The sequence below is a fragment of the Paraburkholderia nemoris genome, assembly GCF_905221015.1.
In the GTDB taxonomy this organism is placed as follows: Bacteria; Pseudomonadota; Gammaproteobacteria; order Burkholderiales; family Burkholderiaceae; genus Paraburkholderia; species Paraburkholderia nemoris.
The window spans coordinates 1-24,612 of the sequence record NZ_CAJNBO010000046.1 but is presented as its reverse complement, the minus strand read 5'-3'; the positions used below and the strand labels follow the sequence as shown (position 1 = coordinate 24,612).

Here is a 24,612-nt window from a genome sequence, read left to right as displayed (position 1 = left end):
GTTCCGGCTTACAACCCAATGAACAGGAACAGACATCCGGCGAGAGGCGATCAGATCGCTGCCTTGCTTGCAGTGATGACACCCGACGAGAATTACTCGGCTGACGATCTGGCCACGAGGCTTGGCGGGACGATCTTCGACACACGCATTCTGATCCACGCTGCTGAGGATGCTGGCGCCATCTGGCAGCACCGTGCGGCATGCAAGGGGCCACCCCTGTGGGTGCGGCGCGAGCGCAGACGTGAACCATCCATGGCGGCTGGCAAGCAGATTCAGGGTTACGAGCGCGAGTGGCGGACCTTCCGTGATCTTTGCATGCTGACGCGCACCGGGTAAGGCAGCGCGCGAGGCGCTGTGCGATTCATCCATTTACTGTAACGGCGTCGCGATGAACAGGCCACCTCGCGCACCAGGATTGCCCTGGATACAGTGCATGTCAGTTCTCCGAATCGGGCTGCCGACTGGGATGTGCTTCCTTGATGGCCTGCAGTTGCGCACATGCCGCATCAATTTCCTGCAGCCGCTTACATCGCGAGAGATCAACCTCGAAGCGCCGCGCATTGAACAACTGCGGCACCAGGCAGCAATCGGCCAAGGTTGGCTGATCGCCATAGCAGTAACGTCCCGATGAGCGCATTTCCGCCAGCAAGGCCTCGAGTGCCTCGAGGCCTACCTGCATCCAGTGGCGCATCCACTGAAGCCGGGCTTCCTGATCGGCATGCAGTTCGCGCTCCAGATACTTGAGAATGCGTGGATTGTTGATCGGGTGAATATCACAGGCGATAGAGAGCGCCAGTTGCCTCACCTCTGCGCGCGCAAATGGCGTGCCTGGAAGCAGCGGCGGCTGCGGGTGACATTCGTCGAGATATTCGATGATGGCCAGCGACTGCCGTATGATCCGCCCGTCCTCGCTGTAGCTCGGCACGAGCCCGAACGGATTGATCGTGCGATATTCGGACAGATGCTGCTGTCCGCCGTCGCGAAGCAGGTGAACGGGCACTGAACGATAGTCCAGGCCTTTGAGATTGAGCGCAATGCGAACCCGGTATGCCGCCGAGCTACGAAAATATGTGTAGAGCGTGCGACCCGCCACCTCGGCGCCCAGCTCTGCAAATCCTGTCGTTGAATTCACTTTTTGTTTCCCCACATCAACGTGATTAAACAGCCGCAGATATTGCCTACGGCTGTGCGCGATTCACCGGCCGCACACCGATCACGAACGCCGCCCCACACAACGCCAGCAAACCCGCCAGGAGGTACATCGCGCTGTCCATGCTTCCCGTGAGCGTGCGAATCTGCCCGATCACCCAAGGGCTGATCATCCCGCTCGACACGCCGATGCTGCTGATCAACGCAATCGCACCCGCCGCGCCTGTGCCGGCAAAATACGTGGACGGCACAGACCAGAACACCGGATGGGCTGCGAAGATCATCAGCGCGGCAAGCGACAGCAAACCGAGCATGACAGCAAGACTGCTGAAGTGCTGGGTCAGCAGCAGCAATGCGATCGCGGCGACTCCGACGCATGTCGCAAAGTGCCAGCGTCGCTCGCGCGTCCTGTCCGAGTGCCGCGCGATCACGATCACACCTACCCCGCCGAGCGCATTCGGAATGATTGACAGAAGACTGATGTGCAACACGTCCTGAATGCCGAATTCGCGGATCATCAACGGCATCCAGAACAGCAGCAACAGCAGCGCCGAAGTCAGCGAAAAATAGATGAACGAGAACAGATAAACGTGCGGATTGCGCAGCGCGGAGCCGAGTGAATGTGCGGCATGCCCAGGCGCGCCGTTACGCTCGGTAGCGAGGTCGTCTGCGAGATGTTTTCGGTCCATATCCGAAAGCCACTGCGCGTGCTCAGGCTTGTCGACGAGCCAGAACCACGCGATCAGCCCGAGAACGACAGCCGGTGCGCCTTCGAGGGCGAACATCCATTGCCAGCCATGCAAGCCGAGCACGCCGGCCATGCCGCGCATGATCCAGCCCGACAGCAGGCCGCCCACCATGCCCGCGACGGCGACACCCGCGTAAAACACCGAAAGCACCCCCGCGCGCCGTTTCGCCGGAAACCAGTAAGTCAGGTAGAAAACGACGCCCGGAAAGAACCCGGCTTCGAATACCCCAAGCAGAAAACGTAGTACATAGAACTGTTGTACGTTTTTCACTGTGATCATCGCGACCGATATCGCGCCCCACAGCAGCATGATGCGTGCGAACGTGCGCCGCGCGCCGAACTTCCGCAACAACAGATTGCTTGGCAGTTCGAACAGCACGTAGCCGACGAAGAACAGCACTGCACCAAGGCTGTACATTGTGTCACTGAGGCCGAGGTCGGTCTTCATCTGCAATTGCGCAAAGCCGATGTTGCTCCGATCCAGAATCGAAACGATGTAGCAGATAAACAGAAACGGCACGAGACGCAGTGAGATGCGCCGGTACAGCGCGTCACCGGGCGCGCGTGCACCTGGCAAGGCGTCGTCGGGCACGATTGCCAGCGAGGGATTCGGGGGCGACATGCAGATCTCCTTGTAAGCGTCCGATGGCCGCAGCGCGACGGCCCAGTAGCAAAAGTGAGTCAGGTGAATGCGTCAGTGCGCCTGGTGTACGGGGGAGTGCTGGATTTCGTTTGCTGAATCTAGGGTGTCCTGCCGCATGCCCTCCTCCGCGCCGGCCAGTGCGAGTCCCGCGATGTAGCCAAAGGTCAACGCCGGCCCGAGTGTGATGCCTGCACCGGGATAGTTGCCGCCCATGATGCTCGCCATGTCGTTGCCGACCGCATGCAGTCCCGCGATGGGTGCGCGTTGTCTGTCGAGAACCTGCGTCGCCGCATTGGTCGTGAGTCCGGCAAACGTGCCGATGTCGCCGATCACGAGCTTGATCGCATAGAACGGCCCTTGCTGGATGGGCGCGATGCACGGGTTCGGTCCACGGTGCATCGCGTCGCCCTGATAGCGGTTGTACGCTTTCGAACCCTTGCCGAAGCGCTGGTCGATGCCCTGGCGAGCATCTTCGTTGAATTCGGCGACCGTGGCTGCGAGAGCTTCAGCTGCACGCCGATTTCGGCGGCGAGCGCCGCAATGCTTACGCCACGCTTCAGATAGCCGCTGCGAAGATGCCGGCCGAGTGGCATTGGAGCCGGCGGCACACAGCCCAGACCATACGTGCGCAGGGTCTTGTGATCGCACAGCAACCAGGCGAAGACCTCGGGGTCGCCGGCACACGCGCGCATCATGGCGGGCACGAAGTCGTGGTACGAGTCGCTCTCGTTGGTGAAGCGTAGCCCATTGCGCGTGACCGCGATTACACCGGGCTTCGCGCGGTCGATGAAGTGCGGCATCACCCCTTGGGTGCCGTCCTTGTGCTGCGTGATCGAAGCGGGCACCCACGCAGCTGCATGCGGAATGATCGCGTCGACCCAGCCGCCTACTGCTTCCGCAAGACGCAGTCCATCACCCGTATTGCCTGCCGGCGAAGGACTGAAGTGCTGGTGCCCGTCGGGCGCATGGGGAAAGAGTTGCGCGCGGCGATCGATATCGTGCGGGAAGCCTCCGCACGCAAGCACGACGCCGCGTCGCGCATGGATATCGACAGGCTTGCCCTCGCGCGACACCCGCGCGCCGGCGACCCTGCCATCTTCGACGATCAGCGTGCGTGCCACTGTCGAGCGCCAGACGGGAATCCCCAGATCGAGCACCGACCGATAGAGCCGCCCGACCAGTGCGTTGCCATTGGTCAGCGTCATGCCGCGTCCGTAGCGCAGCACGTCGAGCGCACGCCGCGTCATGCGTCGCGTGACGTAGGCGAATGATGCAAACGAGCGGAACATCCGCATGAAATGCCAGATTTCCTTGCCCGATCCGAGCATCATGCCGAACACGGTCAACTCGGGCATTGGCGGTGCCAGTTCTGCGATGTGCAGGCCAAGGCGCCGGCCGTCGAACGGAAGCGTCACCATCGATCGTCCGCCCTGCTGCCCGCCCGGCGCTTCGGCGTGATAGTCGGGGAAAGCGGGCGGCATATCGAACTGAAGCGCCGTGTTGTGCGTGAAGAAATCGACGGCCTCGGGGCCATGGCGCAGAAACGCGCCGACACGTGCGGCGTCGTAGTGCGCACCAGCCTCGTGCCGCAAATATGTGTCGGCGGCGCCCTCGGGCTCCGCGATTCCCTGCCCTTTCGCAATCGATGTGCCGGGAATCCATAACCAACCGCCCGAGCGCGCGGTGGTTCCGCCGATGCGCGATTCCTTTTCGATCATCAGCACGTCCAGACCGCGCGACACCGCCGTGATCGCCGTCGCCATGCCTGAAGCGCGCGTCCCAATGACGAGTACGTCGCACTCTGCAATGCCGGTCGTCATGACGTCTCCTTGTGTCTGCGTGACGGCGCCGGGCGCTGTCTGATCGTTTGCTGGAGTCTAGTTCGCCATTCGATATTCGTCAACGCATTCGATATAATCGAAAATACCATCCTGACGCACACGGCGTACGGCGCACGCGGGCATGAGCCTCAGTGCTACAATCCGACCCGTTTCCAGTCTCCTCTTTCGTTGCTTTCGCCGCCTTTCCGTGGAACAAAAAGCCCGTCGTGGTATCCAGTCGATCGAGATCGGCAGCCAGCTGCTGATCGCGCTTGCAACGCGCCTCACGCCGATGCCGTTGCGCGAACTCGCGCGAGCCGCGGGCATCTCGGTCGGCAAGGCGCATCCCTATCTGGTCAGCTTCGTGAAGGTCGGGTTCGTGAGCCAGGAGCCCGGCAGCGGACTCTATTCGCTCGGCCCGCTCGCCCTGCAGGTCGGGCTGGCCAAGCTGTATCAGCTGGACCCGGTGCGCGAAGCGGCGCCGCTCGTCGCGCAACTGGCGACGTCGGTCGAACAGAGCGTCGCCGTGGCCGTCTGGGGCAATCTTGGACCTACCATCGTCCAGCTGGTCGAGCCCGTGCCAATGCATGTGAACCTGCGCGTGGGCGCGGTGATGTCGGTGCGCAATACCGCGACGGGGCGGCTCTTCGCGAGCTATCTTCCGCACAAGGTCGTCGAGATTTTTCTTGCGAGCGATGCCGCCCGTCTCGCGCTGCACGAAGACAAGGGCCTCTCGAAAGCGGACTTCGAAGCGAATCTTGAAGAGAACCGACGACATGAAATGGCGCGCACGATAGGCCACCCGATTCCCGGTATCAACGCGTTCAGCGCGCCCGTGTTCGATGCGTTGGGCCAGATCGTGCTCGCTGTTACGGTGATGGGTCCCGCAAGTGCGTTTGACTCGAAATGGGACGGCGCTGTCGCGAAGAAGCTAGGCGCGTGCTGCGAGGAGATTTCGCGTCACCTCGGCTTTGTCAGACGCCTGCCTTGAGGTGCCCCTCCGTGCGCCGGAACGTCATCGAAGAGCCGTCCGCTTCTATCTGTCATTGCGTTGCGCCTGGCTCGTGTACCTGAACTCTGGGATACGGCACACCGGTTGACGAAGAGCCGTGCGGCCCAGCGATCCTGTCGTGCCTTCGGCGCGCAGGTTTGCGACGGTCGTCGGCTCGAGGCTATGCGGGACCTGCTCGATAAAACAGGCGCTCATCCCACACGACCGGGTGCGGCTCGCTTATCGTAAGACGTTGAGCCATCGGGTGAGCCGGATTGACCAGCACATTCCATTCTTCGCGCGCCACGACCGATGGCACCAGCAACACCGCTGTACGGTTCCCGGTAATCCAGCGATCCCCGAATGCACGTGCGACTTCGCTATCAGGCTCATCCCAGCCTGCTGGCAAACTCCCGGCATCGGCACGTTCGATCTCCATGCTGTCCGGCACGTCGGCCACCACGAAAACCTGTGTGCGCGGCACCTTGCCAATGCGGGCATGCACCAGCACTTCCAGCATCGCACCGGCAAAAGTCGCCGCAGCATATATGACCGGCTTGCCAGGACTGTTGAACCGGCCACCCACCAGGCTGGCGCCGGTGCCGTCCCACACGGGGTGACGTCGGTCGGCGATACGATAAATCCGCATCAGGCGGGAATGCCGTAAAACAGCTTCCAGAGCAGTTCTTCAACACGACGGGCACCCAGTTCGGTCATCGACACATCAAGCGGCGTGCGGCCATCGAGCAGCGAATGGGGCGTATTGAGGAATTCGCGCGCATCAGTCTCCGAATCCCACACGTACTCCGTCGTGGCGAAGATGCGGGCCAAGCGTTCGGCTTTCTCCGATTCGTCCGGGTTCAGAAGTTCGCGCCGACGCTTGAAGGTGGCCTCGGGGATGATGCGGAAGAGCAGGTTGCGACGCTCTTCCGCATTCCGTGCGGCGTGCTCGACGCTCGCGCGAAGGGCTGACTTCGGCAGTCCGCCGCGCACCCGGTCGTCCAGTTCCGCAAACGATCTGGGCAGCGGGGTCAGAGCCATGACGGCGGCGATTTTTTCCGGCGAGACGATGTTCATGCGGGCCTCACAAGGGATTTTTCAGTATCAAACGATACCGGATTATACGTCACCTGATACCCTTGCGCGAAGGCATTGAGACTCAAAAAAGCTGCTCGGGCAATGGCGCGAGGTTGATCCACTTAACCGCGCTGCGGAAAACCCGCCTGTCTTCGTCGCGTGACTCGATGATCACGCGCCTCGGCGACCACGCGCACCACCCGTTCACCGTAGCGCATCAGGGCGCCGATCTTCGGGCAGGCCACCCGGCGTCGCCCACGCCGTGTGCTGCTCATGCCTTTGTACCCGCCTTGCGGGCGGTGGTACGCCCTGGTTTGGTGGCGCCGGCGGCTGCACCACGACCATGGGCTGCGCGCCGCGAGGCGCGCGGGGTTGTCGCTGTGCCGCCGGCTTTCAACCGCATGGCCTCGAGTTCCTGCGCCTGGGCTGAATGGCTTACCTGCAAGGCTGCCAGTCGCCCCTCCAGCATGCCGGTCTGATGGCGCAGATCGCCGAGATGTCTCTGTAGCGACTGGATCTCGGCGTGCGTGCGCTTCTCCTCGCCGGCCGCACGATGCCGTGCGCCTTCGAGATCGCGCTGCAGACGCACGGTCGTGCTGCGCTCGCGTTCAATTTCCATCAGCGCACGTTTCTCGGCCGCCTGCAGACGCGCCTCGGCCAGCTCGGCACTCGCCCGCTGCTTTTCGAGTTCTGCGGCAAAGTCGGTGCGCGCCTGCTCGAGCGCGGCATCACGCTCCCGGCCGTGCTGCTGCAGCCGTGCGATCTCGCCCTCCAGTGCTCCGCGCGTCGCCTCGGCGGCCCCCTGCGCCTGTTCCAGCTCCTGTATGCGGACCTGCGCGGCGAGTAGCGCCGCCGTGCGCTGTTCGAGCGCGGTTTCCGTGTGTTCAAGATCCGTGTGCATGGCGGCGACCGACGCCTCGGCTGTACGCCGGACTTCCTCGACTTCGGCGCGCAGCGCCTCGAGCGCATCCTGCGCGGCCCCGGTCGCGCGCTTCCACAGCGCGGCGACGAGCTCGCCGGCGGCACCCTGCAGATCCTCGGGCAGATCGGCGTGCTCGATGCGCACACGGCTTTTTTCGCGCAGTTCGGCCCAGAACTCGGTGAGCACGGCGACGGGTGTGCTCATGCTGCCGCGGCGCACCAGCTGATACAAGCGGTTGGCCGTGGGCGTGACGCCAAAGCGGAAGAACAGCAGCGCACAGGCCTCGCGGTACAGCTCGCGGGTTTTCGGGAAATCGGCCTTCAGGCGCTCGATTTCGGCCGCGAGGCGGGTTTCGTCGGGGATGGCGTCAGGCATGGGCAGGTAACCGGGCGACGGGAATTGTGTAAATATTACGGCGTACTACCGTATAAATCTACTATTTTTAATCGTAATTTTGACATTACCACTATAATGTTGAAGCGAGGCGCGAGGGGTGCGACAATCACCCAATTCCGCCCCGAGGCCTCATGAAAACTGCCCTGATCGCGCCATGCGCCCTTGACGCACTCGAACTGCCCGCCGCACTTGACGGCCGCGATGGCGTCAACCGCGCTGGCGGCCGCCGCCAGATCGCCGCCGATGACGATCTCGAGGCCGTGCGCGCGTGGCTCGCGCGGGTGGCCGATACGAAGACCACCTTCGAGACCTATCGTAAGGAGTCCGAACGGCTTCTGCTGTGGTCGCTCGTCGAGCTCGGCAAGCCGCTCTCGTCGCTCACGCACGAGGACCTGCTGGCCTACCAGCGCTTCCTCGCCGATCCCCAGCCGCGCGAGCGCTGGGTGGCCGGCGGCCGTAAATTTCCGCGCGACGATCCGCGCTGGCGCCCCTTCCACGGGCCGCTCGCCGCCACCAGCCAGCGCCAGGCCATGGTGATCCTCAACGTCCTCTTTGCCTGGCTGGTTCAGGCCGGCTATCTCGCCGGCAACCCGCTGTCACTGTCGCGCCAGCGCGCGCGGCGCGCGGCACCCCGCGTGACGCGCCTGCTCGGGCGTGAACTCTGGCAGGAGGTCAAGACCTACATCGATGCCCTGCCCCGCGAGACGGACCGCGAGCGTGAACGGCATTTCCGCGCGCGGTGGCTCTTCACCCTGCTCTATCTCGGCGGCCTGCGGATCTCCGAGGTGAGCGGCAACACGATGGGCCGGTTCTTCTGCCGGCGCGACGCCGATGGCCACGAGCGCTGGTGGCTCGAAGTGCTCGGCAAGGGAGGCAGGGAGCGGCTGGTACCCGCGTCGACCGAGATGATGGTCGAACTGTCGCGTTACCGGCGCGAGCGGGGCCTGTCCGCCCTGCCCTCGCCGCATGAAGACACGCCGCTGGTGCTGCCGCTCGGCCAGTCCATCAAGCCGCTCACGCGTGCGGCGCTGCATACCATCGTCAAGGGGATTTTTGCGGGGGCGGCCGCAACGCTGAGGCTGCGCGGCGACGACCAGGCCGCGCGGGCCGCGCAGCTCGAACGCGCATCCGCGCACTGGCTGCGCCACAGTGCGGGCTCCCACATGGCCGATGGCAATCTCGACCTGCGGCTCGTGCGCGACAATCTGGGTCATGCCTCGCTCACCACGACCAGTCTGTACTTGCACAGTGAGGACGATCAGCGCCACCGCGAAACGGAAGAAAAGCACCGCATCGACTGGTGATGGGGGTTTTTGTCTACGTCATCGTTCGCAGTAAACCCCGCATGACATCCTCTAACGTGTCGTGCCGGGGACCGTCAGCCGACGCCGCTACGACGCGAAGTATGTTGCCTTCGAGCCTCGCCTCCCACGAGACGATACGGCGTCGGTCATGGCAAAACCGGGCCAGTTTTTCGTCAATCAGCCGCTCGATGCCCTGTGTGACCTCACGTCGTTTTTCAGGCGGGACACTTTCGTCGAAACTGATCTGCTCACGCAGCGCTTCGCCACGCTCGTCCTCGGGCAGGAGGCTGATATTCCATGCGGCCACAATCGCCGTCAGCGCGCTCTGATATTCCTCCAGAGTCGGATCATCAGATACCTCCTCCTGAAGCATCTGGGCCAGGGGCCAGGAGATTTTCTGTTTCGGCGGCAGGTCATTGCGGTCGAGAACGATAGAGTCAGGGACCCCAGACTGAACCGCTCCCCGTCGCAATGCCTCCAGGTCACGCGCGGCCAGCTTGCGGGCCTGGGACGATGTTTTTTTCTTGCTGGCTTTGCTCATGTTTCTGGACCCTTCGCTCCGGTTCTGACGCCGCGAATTATAGGACTTCGGCCGCTAGGCGACATCGAAGTCTGCGGCCTTAGCGAAAAATCCGTTTCTAGAAAGGGCGCCCAGATTGCCTGGTGCAATATCAATCCTCCGTGTCGGCGGACCATGACAGCGCGCCGATGGCACAGCCGGCAGACATTCCGTGCCCGATAGACTCCAGCCCCCCGCGCTAACGAACTGCCTGGAATGTTCACGCATCGACGCCGGCTGCGACCTGCCTCACCATGAGGCAGCACGACAGAATCCGTGGCGCGTCAGACAGTTACATTCCGGCACCTTCAGGTTATCCCCAGGGATGTCCACCTCAGCGGTGGATAAGTCCGGCACGCTCAGTCGGATTCGCGCTTCACGGCGGTTCGTGACACGCAAAAGCCAGCGCTAGATAAACGTCAAGCAGGATGGCCGGCGACAACTTTACCTATCGGCAATAGACGGCAGCTAGACCGCGGCTTCCCGGTACTTCGCGAATTTCGACGCCTGTCCGATCCCGGGGTTGAAGCAGTTGCATGGATCGAGCTGCCGATAGAACGCGGCGAGCTGGGGCTTCGCGTGGTACAGATGACCGACGTTGTGTTCCGCTGGGTATTCAGCGCCGCGGCGATCCAGCAGCGTCCACATCTTGTGCTCGACTTCGAGGCAGTCGTTGCCCTTTTTGACGATGTAATCCTGGTGGAACACGTGGCACAGGAAGTGGCCGTAGTACAACTTGATGGAGATCATCTTTTCGATGTCGGGCGGCAGCGTCTCGATCCAGTCGCGATCGTTGCGGCGCAGTGCAATGTCGAGCGCGACGATGTTTTCCACTTCCCGGGTGTGCACGGCGCGATAGCGGATGGCAGCACCGGCGGCAGCGAAGCGATGCAGAAACGCTTTCCTGCCTTCGTCAGCGGTGCATTCGAAATAACCACCGGTGGCATTCGCGAAGTAGCTTGCGAGAAACGCACGCGTCTCTTCGAAATTTTCGGCCGCAACCTTCAGCATCAGGTGATGCTCGTAATTGTTGCGATACTCTTTCATTCGCGGCGGCAGATGGCTCGGGAACAGCCGGCTCGCAGCCTGCATTATGCGGTCAGTGAAATGTGAAGGGAAAAAGCCGAGCCGATCGAACAGTGCATCGAAGCGGCTTTTCAGACCGAACAACGCGGGCAGGCGCGACGTGCCGAGATGGTGGATCGCAAGGAACATATCCTTGCCGTACTTCTCCGCGATGTCGAAAGCGTCTCGATGGAGATATTCGCCCGAGATTGGCAGGGCTTCGAAGTCGTGCAGCACATGACGGCGGATATCGGTGAGTTCGTCGGGCCGGTTCGTGCCGATATAGAACACCTTTGCGTTTTGTTCGATCGGAAACGTGTCGAGCCGTACCGCAAACACCATCAGCTTGCCAGCTGAGCCTGACGCTTCATGGAGGCGCTGCGGATCGGCGTTGAAGCGCGCCGGCGTATCGGCATCGATCTCGCGCACATGGCTCGCATAGTGGTGATCCGACCCGGCACCGGCGTTGTGCCGGACATCGGAATCCGAGAACTCACCGCGCTCAAGCCGGCCAAGGATGTCGTGGGGTGTCTCGCCGAGCTGGATCCCGAGATGGTTGACGAGGTGCAGTTGGCCCGTCGCATCGACCTGTGCGAATGCCGCCATTTCCGTATACGCCGGGCCACGCTGCACCAGCGCACCGCCTGAGTTGTTGCAGACCCCGCCAAATACCGACGCACCGATACAGCTCGAGCCAATCACCGAATGCGGTTCGCGGCCAAGGGGCTTCAGCATTTCTTCCAGCTGGTCGAGTGTCGCCCCGGGGAGGCAGACTACTTGCTTGCCATCGTCGATCACGTACACCTTCTTCATGCGGCTCGTGCTAACGATCACGATGTCGCGATCATAGTCGTCGCCGTCGGGTGTCGAACCGCCAGTGAGGCCCGTGTTCGAAGCCTGCGTGATCACAATCACGTTTGCCGCGACGCACGCCTGCAGTACTTTCCATTGTTCGACGATTGTGCCGGGGCGTACCACCGCGAGCGCCTTGCCTGCACCAAAACGAAAGCCGGTGCGGAAGCGGCGGGTCGCGCCTTCATCAGTCAGGGTGTGCTTCGTGCCCACGATGGTGCGCAACTCCGCAATCAACGTGTGGGCCGCGTCGGCCGGAGCGGCGACTAATGGTGCGCGTGCTACTGACATCGTATTCTCCTCATGAGACGTTCAGCGTGACGAGCATCGCCTTCGCCCAGCTGTTTCTGCTGCGACCTTTGAGTGCATCGGGTCGACACAGCGGCTAAAATTAGGCTGGTCAGTAGTCCAATATCCCGAAGTCCCTTTTTGAAGGCGAAAAAGATATGGAATTTAGCCAGTTGCGCTACTTCCTCGCCATCGCCGATTACCTGCATTTCACGGATGCCGCGACGCATCTGGGAATCGCCCAGCCGCCTTTGAGCAAACAGATCCCGAAGCTCGAGCGGGAAATCGGCGCACCGCTGTTTATTCGGCATCCGCGCCGCATCGAATCGACTGAAACGGGACGGCTCTTTCGAGCGCGCGGTGATCATGAAGATCGCATTAAGCCGGCCGGCACAGCCGGGCCGGTAAGTGCACGGGGTGCGGATTCGCGGTGAGCTGCTCCCCGGGATTTGGTTCAGTAAATTCCACACGGCGTGATCGATAGCCAACCAGTCCTGTTTTTATAAAAATGAGTGACTACTCGAGCCAGGGACTTTGCATGATCCGCGTTGCCTCCTGCTTGGCCCACGCAACGCCTTACGGCATGTACCAGGATTGTCGGTGTGCCGTTCCGTTGCCCCGAACACCATGATTTCCTTTGCCAGCAACTCAACCAGCCCCTCATGCAAGGACAGCGCGAGCCCGATTGGCCCTGCGGGTGTCGAGCCCCGTGATAATCGGTTCGGGGCTCAGCCGCGCCGCCTCCAGTGCCGCGCTGATCAGTTCGACCACCGTCTGTTCCTGTCCGTCATGCAGATTACAGGGGTCGAGCAGGAAGAAGCCATGCTCGACCTCATGATCCCGAACCACGAGCGACGGGTTTCCCGCTGCCAGCAAATCAGCCAGATCCCATGCGGTAATTCGCGCCAGTGACGGGTCGATAATCAACTTCAACCGATCGAGCGGATTACTGGTCGGATCCGGCACGATTGCCGCCTGCACGCCGGCGCATTGCGCGAAGGCGCGATGCCATAGACCGAGAATCCGGTTCTCTCGTGCGCGCACTGCGGCATGATCGCGTTTTTCCCAGGCATCAAGCGCGGCGATCGTGCCGACGATGCTCTCCTTGCCTACCTTCATCCCGCGACCGATGCCGCGATTCTGGAGCCGGATGCTGCGGACGAGTTGCGATTTGCCGGCTACGATACCGGCAGTCGGTCCGCCCAGGAACTTGTGCGCCGAATACAGCACGACGTCGGCACCGGTGGCGATAAAACGACGCAGATCGTACTCGGACGCCGCGTCAACGATCACGGGAACGCCTTGCGCGTGACAGACGGCGACGAACTCGTCGAGCGGCAGTTGTCCGAATTGCACCGTGTGATGCGAGACAACGTATACCGCCGCTGCGGTCGTATTTCCCAGTGACGCCTCTAACTGGTGCCGCAAGCACTGGGTCGCCTGCCCCACGGGCACGACGACCGCACCGGACAGGCGGATTGCCTGCTCGAGTGGCGCCCCATAGTGCACCATGTGACCAGCCTGAATCACCACCCGGTTTTTAAGCAGGCTGGTATCCGGCAGCCGTTCAATCGCCGCCAGGTTGTCACCCGTCATAGCCGCCGCGACTGAAAGGGATATGCCGGCAGCGCAAGACGCGGTCACGAAGCCTGCTTCAGCCCCACACGCTCGCGCGATCGTTTCACTTGCGCGACGGTGTAATGCGCTCATGTCAACGAAGTGCGGCAACATCGCGCTGATCGCCTCGACTGCCTCTGGCACAACGATGGACGACCCCAGATAGGTCATCGTCCCGGCGACGTTGATAACGGGATGAAGCCCCAGGCGGCTGTTGATATCGGATTGGTTCATGGTGTTTTTTGAAGGAATGAGGGGTCGACCTGTGCCAGGCTGTCTATCCCGTATTAATGGACAATATGCCACAATAACGAATGCGGCGATCGTACTGAGCGTCGATTTCACCCAGCATTCCAGTTCCAGAGAGAGATGACATGACGAAACACCAGACTGGAGAGTCGTCCACTCCTGACGCGGGCCGGCGAACCCGGGTCGGCGCGATGGACCGCGTGCTCCAGATCCTCGACTATCTTTACGAAACTGACAGCCCGGCCAGTGCTTACGCGGTTGCGAAGGCAGTCGGCGCGCCCCTGTCGACCGTCTATACATTGATCGAAGATCTGCTTGAAAAAAATCTTCTGAGCCGCGCTCCGAACAAGACGGTCTGGTTGGGGCCACGGTTGCATTACTACGGTCTCGCCTACGCGCGCCGCATCGACTTCTACGCTGCGGCGAACCGGCAAATGCATGAGCTCGGCCGCACGCTCAACGAAACCGTCCAGCTGTGTGGCCGTGAGGGCGATCACATGGTCGTGCTCGCGGCGGCAGAAGGGCCGGGCTACTTTCGCATCACGTCGCAGGTGGGTACACGCGTGCCGTTGAACTGGACGGCATCCGGTCGCCTGCTGGTTGGTCATTTGCCCCTTGCCGAGCGTATCGCGCTGTTCGAGCGCTGCGCCCGGGCATCTCCAACCGGCACGGCGCCGACCGATGCCCGCACGCTTGCGGCCGAATCGGCCCAGGCGCTGTCCGACCGTCTGTCGATTCAGGTTGGCGAATCCGACTTCTCGGTGGCCTGTATCGCATCGCCGATCTGCGACGCCAGCGGCAACTGTCTGGCGACCATATCGATCGTCTTGCCTGAACAGAAACTGAGCGAAGCGCGTAACCACTATATCGATGCCGTCCGCGGCGCCGCCGCCGTGGTCGAAAACCGCATCGGCTCCCGCTCATCCACGGCCACAATCGCTTCGATCTCGACGGTAATGTTGCCCGGCAACGATGCGATACCGAGCGACGAGCGCGCATGAATTCCCGATTCGCCGAATACCTCGGCCATCAGGTCTGAACACCCATTGATGACCTTGTGATGTTCAGCGAACGCCGGCGAAGCATTGACCAGTCCGAGCAGCTTCACAATGCGTCGGACGCGCGACAGGTCGCCAAGTGCTTCATGCATCACCGCGATCAGATTGATGGCGGTCAGCCGGGCGTGCTGGTACGCCTGCTCCGTGGTGACGCCATCGCCCACTCGCCCGGAGTAAAGTCGCCCATCGGGCTCGGTCGGGCCTTGACCCGACAGGTACAGCATATTTCCTTCGAGAACATGGGTCACGAAGTTGCCGATCGGGGCGGGGCGGGACGGAAGAACAATTCCAAGCTGTTGAAGTTTTTCGTACGGTGAAGAGCGATACGCGGAAGAGTTCAGGAGATCGGTCACGGCAGTTGTCATTGGTATCAATCAGGCTAATTCGGACTGGCGAATGCAGGCGACCGTGTGTTCGGCGCCGACGACTTCAGGTTGTGGCGCGACATGGGCGCACGCATCGCTCGCATGCTGGCAACGCGTTCGGAACACACACCCTGAAGGTGGATTGAGCGGACTCGGGATATCACCTCGCAGCACCTCGCGCTGCCGCTTCGCGGCCGGGTCGGGCACGGGCGACGCCGATAGCAAGGCCCGTGTGTACGGGTGTCGCGGGTTTGAAAACACGCTGCGACTCGGCCCACTTTCCATCACGCGCCCGAGATAAAGTACGGTCACGTAGTCGCACAGATACTCGACGACCGAGAGATCGTGCGAGATAAACAGGATGGTCAGTCCGAATGTACGGCGCAGATCCAGAAGCAGATTGAGAACCTGAGCCTGCACCGAAACATCAAGCGCCGAGACCGGTTCATCAGCGACAATAAACGCGGGTTCGACCGCGAGCGCGCGGGCAATCCCGATGCGCTGGCGCTGTCCGCCAGAAAATTCATGTGGGTAACGCTGGGCGAACTCGGGCCGCAGCCCGACGAGCGTCAGCAGTTCAGCAATACGTTCAGCACGTGCAGCACCACGTGCCAGACCGTGAGTGTCCAGCGCTTCACCGATAATCTGATCGATACGCAGGCGCGGATTCAGACTGGAATACGGATCCTGAAAAACGATCTGAAGCCGTCGCCGGTAGGGGCGCAGGGCGCTTTCGCTAAGACTGAAGAGATCGACCCCTTCGAACAGGGCGTGTCCGGCAGACGGTTCGACCAGACGAAGCAGCGAGCGTCCGATCGTGGTCTTGCCCGAACCCGACTCGCCGACCAGGCCGACGATCTTGCCGCGGGGAACATCAAAGCTGACATTGTCAACGGCCTTGACGAGGCCGCTTCTTGTCTCGAAAGTCTTCGATAGCCCTTCGACTTTCAGCAGTAAGTGGTCGTTCACGGAATGCAGATGATTCATAGTGTTTCGTGATACCAGCAGCGCGAGAAACGGTTGGGACCCGAAACGAGCAGATCAGGCCCTGGATTAACTGCACAATTCGGCTGCGCGAACCTGCACCGCGGCGAAAAGCTGCATCCATCAGGCAGGTCGGTGACGTTCGGGACCGTTCCGGGAATGGGTTGCAAGGCCAGCGGCACACCAGATTCGGTGCGATGGCGACGCGCGTCGGGCATGCATGCGAGTAGCCCCTGCGTGTACGGGTGCTTCGGATGCGCAAATAACGTATCGACCGGCGCCTGTTCGACCACGCGGCCGGCGTACATCACAACCACGTCGTGCGCGATCTCTGCGACCACGCCCAGGTTATGCGTGATGAACAGGATCGACATGCCCAACTCACCCTGCAGGCGTCGCAGAAGGTCCAGAATCTGTGCCTGGATGGTGACGTCAAGCGCGGTGGTCGGTTCATCGGCGATCAACAACGATGGATTGCAGGACAACGCCAACGCGATCATCACGCGCTGCCGCATCCCGCCCGACATCTGATGCGGATATTCATCGATCCGGCGCGCCGCGTCAGGAATTTCCACCAGGTCAAGCATCTGCTTCACGCGCGCACGCCTGTCCGCCGACCCCAGCGGTTCATGCAGCTTGATCATTTCGTCAATCTGCTGACCAACCGTGTAGAGCGGATTCAGACTCGTCATCGGCTCCTGGAAGATCATCGCGATCTCTCGCCCGCGCATCGCGCGCAAGGTGCGCTGCGGCAGCGATGCCAGATCGACAACGTGCTCCGAACGGGTTCTGTAGAGAATTTTCCCGCCGATGATCCGCCCAGGCCGACTGAGCAAGCCCATGACCGACAGGCTGGTCACCGATTTTCCGGACCCGGATTCACCAACGACTGCAACCGTTTGACCGCGCCGTACCGAAAAGCTCACGCCATCAACGGATTTCGCCACTCGTGTTCCGAGTTCGAAATGTGTCTGTAGCCGGTCAACACGCAGTATCTCGTCACTTGCAAGCTCGGTCATCGCAGCAACGCGCCTCCACAATGCGGGCATGCACTACCCTTGACCAGGGGCTGGTAACGGGACGCGCGTGTCGCACTATTGCCGAGCACTGTCCAGCGCGGTTCAATCAACTGTTTCAGGCGAGCCGGTTGCCCCGATGAATCAATCACGGCCAGATCGGAATCGGCCAGATCAAACACCGTGAATTCCGCGCGGCGTCCTATGTCGAGATGCCCGCTCACGGGCAGACCGATGATCGATGCCGGCGCGATGGTCACCGCTTCGATTACCTTGTCGAACGGCATGCCGAGTGCGATCAATTTCGACATCGTCGTGCCGAGATCCCATACCTTGCCGTCGACCGAACGTGCGTGAGCATCGGTCGAAATGGTGAACGGCAGCAGGCCCCGCTCAATCGCTACCTTCGCGGTGCGAAACGAGAATGACGCACCACCGTGACCAACATCCAGCCGGATGCCTTCTGCCGCACAACGCTCGGCCATCGCGAACAGGTCGTCATCCTCGATGATTGATCCGGCATATTTGCCATTGAAGCAATGCGTGACGACATCGCCCGGCCCCAACTCGGCCAGTACTTCGTCGATCAGGGGCGGGGGTTCTCCAACATGCGCCATCACTGGCAGTTTCAATATTTTCGCGATACGCTTGGCGAGCTTTACCGGCGTGATACCCCAACCGCCCGTAATCATCCCGCTCGCGCGGATCTTGATGCCGACAATCACGTCCCGGTTCGCTTCCACGCAGGCCATGATCCGGTCGATGTTGACCGAGCGCATGTCGGTCAGCTCGCTGACCTGGCGACTCGCCGTCAGGCCGATCGAGCCCAGATTCAGGAACGCCTTGATCCGTTCACGCGCAGGCTCGATGATGAATTCGCGAAAGCCGGCGAAGTTTGCCTCACCGGCCGAACCGGCATCGACGATCGTTGTCACGCCGCGCTCGATACCACAAACGGACGGGTCGATCGAAATATCGGTACCGCCGCGCCAGACGTGCGCATGCAGATCGGTCCAGCCAGGGGAGATCCAACTGCCCTGTCCATCGACGACCCGCGCCGTCTCCGGGGCCTGCATGTGGGACCCGAGCGCGAGCACGCAACCGTCCTCGCCGATGAGGATATTGGTCAGGCTGCCGTCCACGCCTGCGCCGAAACCGACCGGGCGAACGTTCGAAATGAGCAGCGGCCCTGAAGGTTCAGAGTTGAGAGACATGAGTCAGATATCCTTTTTTAGGCGGGGATCCATCAGATCACGCAGACCGTCGCCGATCAATTGCAGCGACAGCACTGCCAGCAAGATTGCAATGCCAGGAAACAGCGTCAGCCAGTCGGCCTGCCCGACGTACTGTCGGCCATCGGCGAGCATCGTTCCCCAGGTCGGCACGGAAGGGTCGACGCCGAGCCCCAGAAACGACAGGCCAGCTTCAGCCAGCATCGCGTTCGCGAAAATAAACGTCGCCTGAACCAGGATTGGCGACACGAGATTGCGCAGGATATGGCGCGTCATGATCCTCGACGTCGATACGCCGAGCGCACGCGCTGCTTCCACGTAAGGCAGTTCGCTGATGACCAGCGTCGAGGCACGGACGACGCGTGCCATCCGTGGTGCATAAACGATGCTCAGTGCAACGATCACGGCAGCCAGCGACGGACCGAGTGCGGCCACCACCGCAACCGCGAGCAGGATGTCAGGAAACGACATCATCGCGTCGACGAGACGGCTAAGGATCGGGTCGAGTCGCCGGAAAAAGCCAGAGAACAATCCGAGTCCGACGCCGAGCATTGACGCGGCAACCACTACCGCGCCCCCAACCAGCAATGACAGGCGGCCCGCGTAGATAGTTCGGGAGAACACATCGCGGCCAAATCCGTCTGTACCGAACCAGTGTTGCGGCCCGATCGGCTGGAGTCGATGGATGATCGACAGCTTGTTCGGAGAGTACGGTGTGACAAGCGGTGCGAAAACTGCCAGCACCACGATAGTGGCCAGGACCAGAAAGCCGAGCGCCACGGTTCGACGCCGCACAAGCAGGGAGACGTTACGCGCAAATACAGTTGAAACGACAGCCATCAAAACCTCACGCGTGGATCGACGACTACGTACAGCATGTCGATCAGGAAATTGACCAGAACGTAGAGCCCCGAGATCACGACCAGCGCCGCCTGGATCACCGGATAGTCGCGGCGCAGTACCGCGGACACGACCAGACTGCCGACACCGGGCAAATCGAACACCGTCTCGATCACGACCGCTCCGGACACCAGCAGCGCGGCGGTCAGGCCAATGATCGTCAGGATCGGAATCAGCGCGTTCTTGAGTGCGTGTACCACGACCACACGGGTTTCACTCATACCCTTCGAGCGCGCGGTACGCACATAGTCTTCGCCCAGCACGTCAAGCAGGCTCGCGCGGCTGAAACGGGCGATGATTGCCGACGAAGCCGTACCCAGGGCGACGGCCGGCAGCAACAGGTGGTGCAGGCGCTCGAAGAAACCCGCGCCGGCACCACCGTATCCAGAGACCGGGAACCATCCATACTTCACCGCGAACACCTGAATCAGCAGAAGGCTAAGCCAGAAACTTGGAATGCTCGCGGCGAGCATCGACAGGGTGGTTGCGATCTGGTCGAACCACGAGCCACGCCAGTATGCGGCGAGCATGCTCAAAGGCAGCGCGATCACGATCGCAATCACCAGAGCAAACACTGTCAGAAAGAAGGTAGGTTCGGCGCGCTCGACGACCGCCGACATGGCAGGGCGGTTAAGAAAAATTGACGTGCCAAAATCACCCTGCGCGACCCGTTCAATAAACAGGCCGTACTGGATCGGCAGCGGTTGATCAAGCCCTAGCTGATGCCGCAGACTGACGATATCGGCCACGGTCGCGTCAGGGCCAAGCATTACTGCTGCGGGGTCACCGGGCGCGATTCGCACAATGACGAACACGATCGTTACCACCAGAAACATGACCACCAACATACCGATGAATCGCTTGAAGATAAACTTAGGCATACCTGTATTCCGCTACGGCGACCCAACAATCAATCACCTGATTTTCCAACCTTCGTCGCCTGCTCCAGAAATCATGTACCGCGCGACCCATGCCCGCTGCGAGACCCGGATCCGGAACAACCCGCCAGGCTGGGGTCGGCCCAGCCTCACAGGATCGTCCTGGCTCCGGCTCCTAGAACAGATGACGCAGGCCCAATTCCATCCCCACTGACGATTTGCCAGTCATGTTACTGGCCTGAAACACCCCACTGGAACTCATGGTCGATGCAGTGACGGCGGGGAGCGGTCCCGTGATATAGCCACTCTTGCCGCGGTTTTTGATCGCCGACACCGCCGTGTAGAGCGCGGTCCGCTTCGACAGATTATAGATACCACCCAGCGCGTACTGATCCGCCTTCAGGCCGTCGAGTGCACCGGTACCCCGGGCATTACTGTACGCAACGTTAATCTGGTAAAGATCGATCGGAATAGTTGCGCCGACCAGAAACGTCAGCTGGCCACTTCGCTGCGCGTAGTTTCCGGTCAATGTAGTTGTCATATAGGAGTACTGAGCCATGAGGCGGGCACGACTGATGGCGTACGCGAATCCGATATCGTACAGATTGAAATCATAGTTGTGGGCCAGTTGCGTGCTGTTGACGACAGCAGCGACATTGAGCGGACCGCTGGCATATCCGAGCCGTGCACCAAGCTGCTTGTTGCCGTACGCAGCATCATTGTTGAAGGAATATTGCGCCTGACCGTAAACGCCACCAAGGTTGTCGGGCAGGAAGTATCCAACGCTGTTGTCGGTCCGCGAAATCGTTGCGGCACCCGACATGAGTGGCGTGGAAAATGCGCCAGCGGTAAACAGGTTGATGAACGACGCGACCCCTCCGCCGCCGAACGGGTCGAACGTGATCAGATTGAAGTAGGCTGGCGCATTGTCGTGTCCGAGCCTGAGCTCGCCGTAGCGGTCGCTGATCAGGCTGACCGTGGAGCGGCGATTAAAGAACGAGGTGGAACTGGACTGTGCGCCATTTTCCGGTTTGAAGCCGTTTTCGAGCCAGAAGCCTGCCTTCAAACCTCCGCCCAGGTCCTCGAGTCCACGAAAGCCGATCCGGCTCGCATTCAACGTGCCATCGCCCATGCCGATCGCAGTGCCGGCATTGCCGTTGTGCACTGAGCGGACATTGACGTCGACAATCCCGAAAAGCTGGACCGTCTGGGCCTGGACGGCCCCGCAAAAAAGCAACGCGGCCGAGAATACGCAAAAGCGGCGTGTCTGCATTATTGTCCCCTATTGTGTGGGTTTTCTGATTGAGCGTGCATGCTCTGCCGTTCATGCACGCGTGTAGCCTGCCAGACGCAGACCTGGTCGATGCGGCGATGCGGTTTCCGCATGTACCGGGCATCAACCCTTATCAATCAATTTGTTTTGAGATAGGCGTTCCAGAAGTACGGCCAGGGTGACGGCACGACGCCCTGAAGGCGAGGAGACTGGGCGGCCAATGCGTTGAAATCGCCGATCTTGATGGCAGGCACTTCGTTGTAGATGGTCTGCTGGATGACCGCCCATTTCGCCAGACGTTGCTGCGGCCTGATTTCGCTATTGAACGATTCCACCGCTGCTTTTCGCGCTGGCGTCGACCACCAGCCCGGCGAGGATTCGGACAGCATGCTCATCAACGACGGTTCCGGCAGGAACGGGCTATGGGTAATGTAGATGTCCCAAAGCTCAGGGTTGGTACGCCGTTGTGTCAACGTCGCCCAGTCAACGACCTGAAGATCTACCTTGAAGCCGGCCGCCTTCAGGAATTCAGCCGCGACGAGCGCCATCTTGTAGTGAAATTCGTACTGGCGGCTGGTCAGGATGCGGAGCGGTTTGCCGTCGTAGTGACTTTTCTTGAGGAGCGCAGTGGCTTTTTCAGGATCGCCGAGGTTGTAAGCCCCCTCGGTACCCGTCATTGTGTGATACGTATAGCCTTGCGGGTAGAACGCGGGATCCGGCGAGAAGAACTGCTTGTCGCCGAAGGCGGCGGTCAGCATGTCAGACTCACCCAGCGCCGCGCGAATCGCAAGGCGCGTGTTCAGATCCTTCGTTACCCCCTCTTTTGTATTCAGCACGAAAAGTGGATAGCCGAATGGTTTGATCAGCAACGGTCTGGTTTTCGACTGGCCCTTGAGACGGGCGTACGATTCCACCGGGATCGAATCAACATAATCGAACTGGCCTGCAACCGCACCTTCGATACGGGTACTGGGATCCGGTACGGGGACAAAGCGAATTTCGTCGAGGTACTGCTCACGCGCACCACCATAGCCATCTGGCGCTCCCGCACGTGACCTGTATCCGTTGAAGCGAACGAGGCGGATGTATTGATCGGGTTTGCGCTCCTTGAGCATGTACGGACCCGTCCCGACAGGAGGCGCCACCGCAGTCGCCTCGTACTTTGCCGGAATGATCACGGCCGCGGAGTTGTTGAAAGCAAGCAGCGACAACAATGGCGCGTACGGCGCATTCAGCGTGATGCGGGCCGTCACGGCGTCGACTGCCTCGATCTTTGCGATATGCCCAGCCGCCTGGCGCCCGCGCGTCGCCACCCTGGTCCAGCGTGTGAGCGATGCCACCACGTCGGCGGACTGCATCTTTTCACCGTCGTGGAATGTGACGCCACGACGCAGCCTGATGGTATACACCAGACCATCAGGCGACACCGCAGGCAGATCCTCGGCCAGCAGTGGCGTCACATTCCAGTTCCTGTCAAAGGTGTACAGCGTCTCAAAGATGTTTTGTGTGACGATCCCCACCACGTCGGCAGTCGAGGTCATCGGGTCCAGCGTCGGCGGCTCGCCGACCAGTGCAACGTTCACGATACCGCCACGAGTCTGCGCGTCCGCCAGAGTCGCCAATCCCATGAACACCATGACCCCGATGGAAAGCAGTCTGCGAGCCCGCATGAATATTCCTTTATTACGATATACATTTCACAACTGCGATTAGAATAAAAGTCCGGCCAGATGACGTCAACCGTATTCGGATAGGTGATTACCCGCAGACAAGAGAATCTGCCGGCAGACTTGATCGACACGTCTGCGGAGATGTGATTGAAAGTGTGGAAGGCTGCTTACGCATGGCGCGACGCTTTCTGCACGAACGTTGCCGCGATCAAGGCGCGATTGCCGTCTGTCAGGCAACGCCCCGCCCGGTCACTATCTGGGTTGAACGCGTTCGCCGGATGCCTGCCCGACAGCCTCATGAACGGTCGTTCGTCGCGTCAGCGGGACGGCGATCTGTCGTGTTCCAGGCATCAGGAACCAATTTTTTGCCGGCCAGGTCAAATGCAGCATGTTGACTCAAATCTGGAGTTCGGCATGTCAACTCTCTTCAGCCTTGCTGCACGCTTTGCCCCGAGAGTCCCGTGCAGCCACCTTCCTTTTTTGACCATGATTCCGCTGCTGGCGTTGAGCGGCTGCGCGCAGCCGTGGCAGGGGTTTCAGACAGGGCAATCCGACTCTGCCCTCATCGCGAGGCTCGGTCCTCCGCATGAGGTCTATCTGCTACCGGATGGCGGCAAGCGTCTCATGTGGCCGACGCAGCCAATGGGTGAAGTGACGACCGCGGCGGACGTCGATCGCATGTCCAGAATCGTCAGTGTCCGTCAGGTCCTGCAGAGGGACGGGTTTTCTCGCGCCGAGATCGGTAAATGGACCAGGCATGACGTGTTGATCAGCTTTGGCCAACCTGAGGACAAGGCTTACTTTCCGTTGACGCAGCGGGAGGTATGGACGTACCGCTTCAAGGACGGTCCGTGGTATCAGCTCTACCACTTCTATTTCGACAATGAGGGCGTGCTTCGGTTGACCCAGAACAGCATGGATCTGCTCAACGATCAGAGCCCTCACGACGCCTTCTGATGACATACCAGGCCTGGCAGGGAAAGTCCCCGCGCGCCCCAGGCAAGCGCGGTCGATACTTGCGCAAGGCGATCAGTGGTCCCTCGCATGGAGGCGCATGCGGCATGCTTCCATCGACACCCGTTCCCCGGTGCCAGACATGCGCCGAAGGAACGGGATGTTTGAGTCAGCATCTCAATCTTAGGACAGCTGACGATGGCCGTTGAATGGCGTGAAAACAATGATCCGAGAATTCAAGCCCTGAGAAAGGGATCCAATGTCCGTTGGCCTGTCGCGGGCGAGGAGGCAGATGCCATAGCGATTTGCAAAATCCAAGCCTCTCATAGCTGCGAACTATCGGTTGGTCTGGCATACAGATGAGCCTGACACACATCCCCGCTGAACTGCCTACGCGTTGCAAAAGCGCCCCGCGCGTCTGGGTACGGCGTAGGTTTGTTTCGTAGAGAATGTTCGGCTGCCCGGTCCTGTTTGACTTTTGAGTGAGATTGCCTAGATGCTATGTGGGAGGGCAGCGACAGAAAGCCCGACTGGAGTAAAACGGGAGTTGCACACTCGTTTTCTCCGAAGGAGCACGCAAATGGATACGCCTGACACAGCCC

21 protein-coding genes and 3 pseudogenes are annotated in these 24,612 nt (G+C 60.9%); 6 read left to right on the top strand and 18 right to left on the bottom strand.

From position 1 onward, the window contains the following. The first annotated feature begins 18 nt into the window (after positions 1 to 18). Complete coding sequence (locus tag KHO33_RS38635; protein ID WP_200567944.1) at positions 19 to 336, top strand: hypothetical protein; 318 nt, start codon at positions 19 to 21, stop codon at positions 334 to 336. Positions 337 to 436: 100 nt separating this feature from the next. On the opposite strand, the gene maiA is transcribed toward KHO33_RS38635, so the two are convergent. The 3 genes and pseudogenes from maiA to KHO33_RS38620 form a co-directional block, all read right to left on the bottom strand. Next, positions 437 to 1,105 (bottom strand): maleylacetoacetate isomerase, encoded by a 669-nt coding sequence (maiA, locus tag KHO33_RS38630; protein WP_234480876.1) that lies wholly within the window; start codon positions 1,103 to 1,105, stop codon positions 437 to 439. Between the two features lie 73 nt (positions 1,106 to 1,178). After that, the gene (locus KHO33_RS38625; RefSeq protein WP_200567943.1) at positions 1,179 to 2,519 is read right to left on the bottom strand and encodes an MFS transporter; all 1,341 of its coding nucleotides are present in this window, start codon (positions 2,517 to 2,519) and stop codon (positions 1,179 to 1,181) included. 72 nt (positions 2,520 to 2,591) lie between these two features. Next, positions 2,592 to 4,360 (bottom strand): annotated as a pseudogene (locus KHO33_RS38620) (FAD-dependent oxidoreductase). A gap of 208 nt (positions 4,361 to 4,568) precedes the next feature. Between KHO33_RS38620 and KHO33_RS38615 the strand changes: the two are divergent. Then, entirely contained in the window at positions 4,569 to 5,351 is a 783-nt protein-coding gene (locus KHO33_RS38615) for an IclR family transcriptional regulator (RefSeq protein WP_236074821.1), read from the top strand. Positions 5,352 to 5,532: 181 nt separating this feature from the next. On the opposite strand, the gene KHO33_RS38610 is transcribed toward KHO33_RS38615, so the two are convergent. From KHO33_RS38610 to KHO33_RS38595, 4 genes are all read right to left on the bottom strand, one after another. Beyond that, positions 5,533 to 6,000 carry an RES family NAD+ phosphorylase gene (locus KHO33_RS38610; RefSeq protein WP_200567941.1) on the bottom strand — a complete coding sequence of 156 codons (468 nt, stop codon included), beginning with the start codon at positions 5,998 to 6,000 and terminating at the stop codon, positions 5,533 to 5,535. Further along, positions 6,000 to 6,428, bottom strand: a complete 429-nt coding sequence (locus tag KHO33_RS38605; RefSeq protein ID WP_200567940.1) for an antitoxin Xre/MbcA/ParS toxin-binding domain-containing protein — start codon at positions 6,426 to 6,428, stop codon at positions 6,000 to 6,002. Before KHO33_RS38605 ends, KHO33_RS38610 begins: the two co-directional genes overlap by 1 nt. A gap of 122 nt (positions 6,429 to 6,550) precedes the next feature. After that, entirely contained in the window at positions 6,551 to 6,703 is a 153-nt protein-coding gene (locus KHO33_RS38600; RefSeq protein ID WP_234480871.1) for a hypothetical protein, read from the bottom strand. Further along, positions 6,700 to 7,725, bottom strand: coding sequence for a DNA-binding protein (locus tag KHO33_RS38595; protein WP_200567939.1), 1,026 nt, complete (start codon positions 7,723 to 7,725; stop codon positions 6,700 to 6,702). The genes KHO33_RS38600 and KHO33_RS38595 overlap by 4 nt, the downstream gene beginning before the upstream one ends. 152 nt (positions 7,726 to 7,877) lie before the next feature. Between KHO33_RS38595 and KHO33_RS38590 the strand changes: the two genes are divergently transcribed. Then, on the top strand, positions 7,878 to 9,050 hold the full coding sequence (locus tag KHO33_RS38590) for a tyrosine-type recombinase/integrase (RefSeq protein ID WP_200567938.1): 1,173 nt from the start codon (positions 7,878 to 7,880) through the stop codon (positions 9,048 to 9,050). Positions 9,051 to 9,063: 13 nt separating this feature from the next. Here the strand turns inward: KHO33_RS38590 and KHO33_RS38585 are convergent, their stop codons facing one another. Together KHO33_RS38585 and dld are read right to left on the bottom strand one after the other, a co-directional pair. Beyond that, positions 9,064 to 9,591 (bottom strand): hypothetical protein, encoded by a 528-nt coding sequence (locus KHO33_RS38585; protein WP_200567937.1) that lies wholly within the window; start codon positions 9,589 to 9,591, stop codon positions 9,064 to 9,066. A 486-nt stretch (positions 9,592 to 10,077) separates the two neighbouring features. Then, the gene (dld, locus tag KHO33_RS38580) at positions 10,078 to 11,817 is read right to left on the bottom strand and encodes a D-lactate dehydrogenase (RefSeq protein WP_200567936.1); all 1,740 of its coding nucleotides are present in this window, start codon (positions 11,815 to 11,817) and stop codon (positions 10,078 to 10,080) included. A gap of 155 nt (positions 11,818 to 11,972) precedes the next feature. On the opposite strand from dld, the pseudogene KHO33_RS38575 reads away from it, so the two are divergent. Then, positions 11,973 to 12,173: pseudogene (locus tag KHO33_RS38575) on the top strand (LysR family transcriptional regulator); the annotation flags it as partial. Positions 12,174 to 12,474: 301 nt separating this feature from the next. On the opposite strand, the gene KHO33_RS38570 reads toward KHO33_RS38575, so the two are convergent. Beyond that, the gene (locus KHO33_RS38570; protein WP_236074819.1) at positions 12,475 to 13,776 is read right to left on the bottom strand and encodes an aminotransferase class V-fold PLP-dependent enzyme; all 1,302 of its coding nucleotides are present in this window, start codon (positions 13,774 to 13,776) and stop codon (positions 12,475 to 12,477) included. 29 nt (positions 13,777 to 13,805) lie between these two features. Here KHO33_RS38570 and KHO33_RS42420 point away from each other — a divergent pair. After that, a pseudogene (locus KHO33_RS42420) lies at positions 13,806 to 14,513 on the top strand (IclR family transcriptional regulator); the annotation flags it as partial. A gap of 29 nt (positions 14,514 to 14,542) precedes the next feature. Here KHO33_RS42420 and KHO33_RS38565 read toward each other — a convergent pair. The 8 genes from KHO33_RS38565 to KHO33_RS38530 form a co-directional block, all read right to left on the bottom strand. Further along, the gene (locus KHO33_RS38565; protein WP_236074817.1) at positions 14,543 to 15,091 is read right to left on the bottom strand and encodes a RidA family protein; all 549 of its coding nucleotides are present in this window, start codon (positions 15,089 to 15,091) and stop codon (positions 14,543 to 14,545) included. 21 nt (positions 15,092 to 15,112) lie between these two features. Continuing rightward, positions 15,113 to 16,090, bottom strand: a complete 978-nt coding sequence (locus KHO33_RS38560) for an ABC transporter ATP-binding protein (protein ID WP_200567933.1) — start codon at positions 16,088 to 16,090, stop codon at positions 15,113 to 15,115. Next, positions 16,087 to 17,106 (bottom strand): ABC transporter ATP-binding protein, encoded by a 1,020-nt coding sequence (locus KHO33_RS38555; RefSeq protein ID WP_200567932.1) that lies wholly within the window; start codon positions 17,104 to 17,106, stop codon positions 16,087 to 16,089. The genes KHO33_RS38560 and KHO33_RS38555 overlap by 4 nt, the downstream gene beginning before the upstream one ends. Beyond that, a complete protein-coding gene (locus tag KHO33_RS38550; RefSeq protein WP_200567931.1) occupies positions 17,103 to 18,317 on the bottom strand; it encodes an amidohydrolase/deacetylase family metallohydrolase in 1,215 nt (404 codons plus the stop codon). Before KHO33_RS38550 ends, KHO33_RS38555 begins: the two co-directional genes overlap by 4 nt. Before the next feature lie 3 nt (positions 18,318 to 18,320). Next, positions 18,321 to 19,175 carry an ABC transporter permease gene (locus KHO33_RS38545; RefSeq protein ID WP_200567930.1) on the bottom strand — a complete coding sequence of 285 codons (855 nt, stop codon included), beginning with the start codon at positions 19,173 to 19,175 and terminating at the stop codon, positions 18,321 to 18,323. Next, entirely contained in the window at positions 19,175 to 20,116 is a 942-nt protein-coding gene (locus tag KHO33_RS38540; RefSeq protein ID WP_200567929.1) for an ABC transporter permease, read from the bottom strand. The genes KHO33_RS38545 and KHO33_RS38540 overlap by 1 nt, the downstream gene beginning before the upstream one ends. 172 nt (positions 20,117 to 20,288) lie before the next feature. Further along, a complete protein-coding gene (locus KHO33_RS38535) occupies positions 20,289 to 21,386 on the bottom strand; it encodes a porin (protein ID WP_200567928.1) in 1,098 nt (365 codons plus the stop codon). Between the two features lie 137 nt (positions 21,387 to 21,523). After that, positions 21,524 to 22,969, bottom strand: coding sequence for an ABC transporter substrate-binding protein (locus KHO33_RS38530; RefSeq protein ID WP_328822828.1), 1,446 nt, complete (start codon positions 22,967 to 22,969; stop codon positions 21,524 to 21,526). Between the two features lie 501 nt (positions 22,970 to 23,470). Between KHO33_RS38530 and KHO33_RS38525 the strand changes: the two genes are divergently transcribed. After that, positions 23,471 to 24,013, top strand: coding sequence for a hypothetical protein (locus KHO33_RS38525; protein WP_407946216.1), 543 nt, complete (start codon positions 23,471 to 23,473; stop codon positions 24,011 to 24,013). Positions 24,014 to 24,612: the final 599 nt, after the last annotated feature.

What these genes read in the sequence shown, in the direction of transcription:
- KHO33_RS38610 (WP_200567941.1), bottom strand. Translation starts at nt 6,000, where the DNA reads ATGCGGATTTATCGTATCGCCGACCGACGTCACCCCGTGTGGGACGGC.
- KHO33_RS38605 (WP_200567940.1), bottom strand. Translation starts at nt 6,428, where the DNA reads ATGAACATCGTCTCGCCGGAAAAAATCGCCGCCGTCATGGCTCTGACC.
- KHO33_RS38560 (WP_200567933.1), bottom strand. Translation starts at nt 16,090, where the DNA reads ATGAATCATCTGCATTCCGTGAACGACCACTTACTGCTGAAAGTCGAA.
- KHO33_RS38625 (WP_200567943.1), bottom strand. Translation starts at nt 2,519, where the DNA reads ATGTCGCCCCCGAATCCCTCGCTGGCAATCGTGCCCGACGACGCCTTG.
- KHO33_RS38525 (WP_407946216.1), top strand. Translation starts at nt 23,471, where the DNA reads ATGTCAACTCTCTTCAGCCTTGCTGCACGCTTTGCCCCGAGAGTCCCG.
- KHO33_RS38535 (WP_200567928.1), bottom strand. Translation starts at nt 21,386, where the DNA reads ATGCAGACACGCCGCTTTTGCGTATTCTCGGCCGCGTTGCTTTTTTGC.
- KHO33_RS38600 (WP_234480871.1), bottom strand. Translation starts at nt 6,703, where the DNA reads ATGAGCAGCACACGGCGTGGGCGACGCCGGGTGGCCTGCCCGAAGATC.
- KHO33_RS38550 (WP_200567931.1), bottom strand. Translation starts at nt 18,317, where the DNA reads ATGTCTCTCAACTCTGAACCTTCAGGGCCGCTGCTCATTTCGAACGTT.
- KHO33_RS38595 (WP_200567939.1), bottom strand. Translation starts at nt 7,725, where the DNA reads ATGCCTGACGCCATCCCCGACGAAACCCGCCTCGCGGCCGAAATCGAG.
- KHO33_RS38540 (WP_200567929.1), bottom strand. Translation starts at nt 20,116, where the DNA reads ATGCCTAAGTTTATCTTCAAGCGATTCATCGGTATGTTGGTGGTCATG.
- dld (WP_200567936.1), bottom strand. Translation starts at nt 11,817, where the DNA reads ATGTCAGTAGCACGCGCACCATTAGTCGCCGCTCCGGCCGACGCGGCC.
- KHO33_RS38635 (WP_200567944.1), top strand. Translation starts at nt 19, where the DNA reads ATGAACAGGAACAGACATCCGGCGAGAGGCGATCAGATCGCTGCCTTG.
- KHO33_RS38555 (WP_200567932.1), bottom strand. Translation starts at nt 17,106, where the DNA reads ATGACCGAGCTTGCAAGTGACGAGATACTGCGTGTTGACCGGCTACAG.
- KHO33_RS38545 (WP_200567930.1), bottom strand. Translation starts at nt 19,175, where the DNA reads ATGGCTGTCGTTTCAACTGTATTTGCGCGTAACGTCTCCCTGCTTGTG.
- KHO33_RS38590 (WP_200567938.1), top strand. Translation starts at nt 7,878, where the DNA reads ATGAAAACTGCCCTGATCGCGCCATGCGCCCTTGACGCACTCGAACTG.
- KHO33_RS38585 (WP_200567937.1), bottom strand. Translation starts at nt 9,591, where the DNA reads ATGAGCAAAGCCAGCAAGAAAAAAACATCGTCCCAGGCCCGCAAGCTG.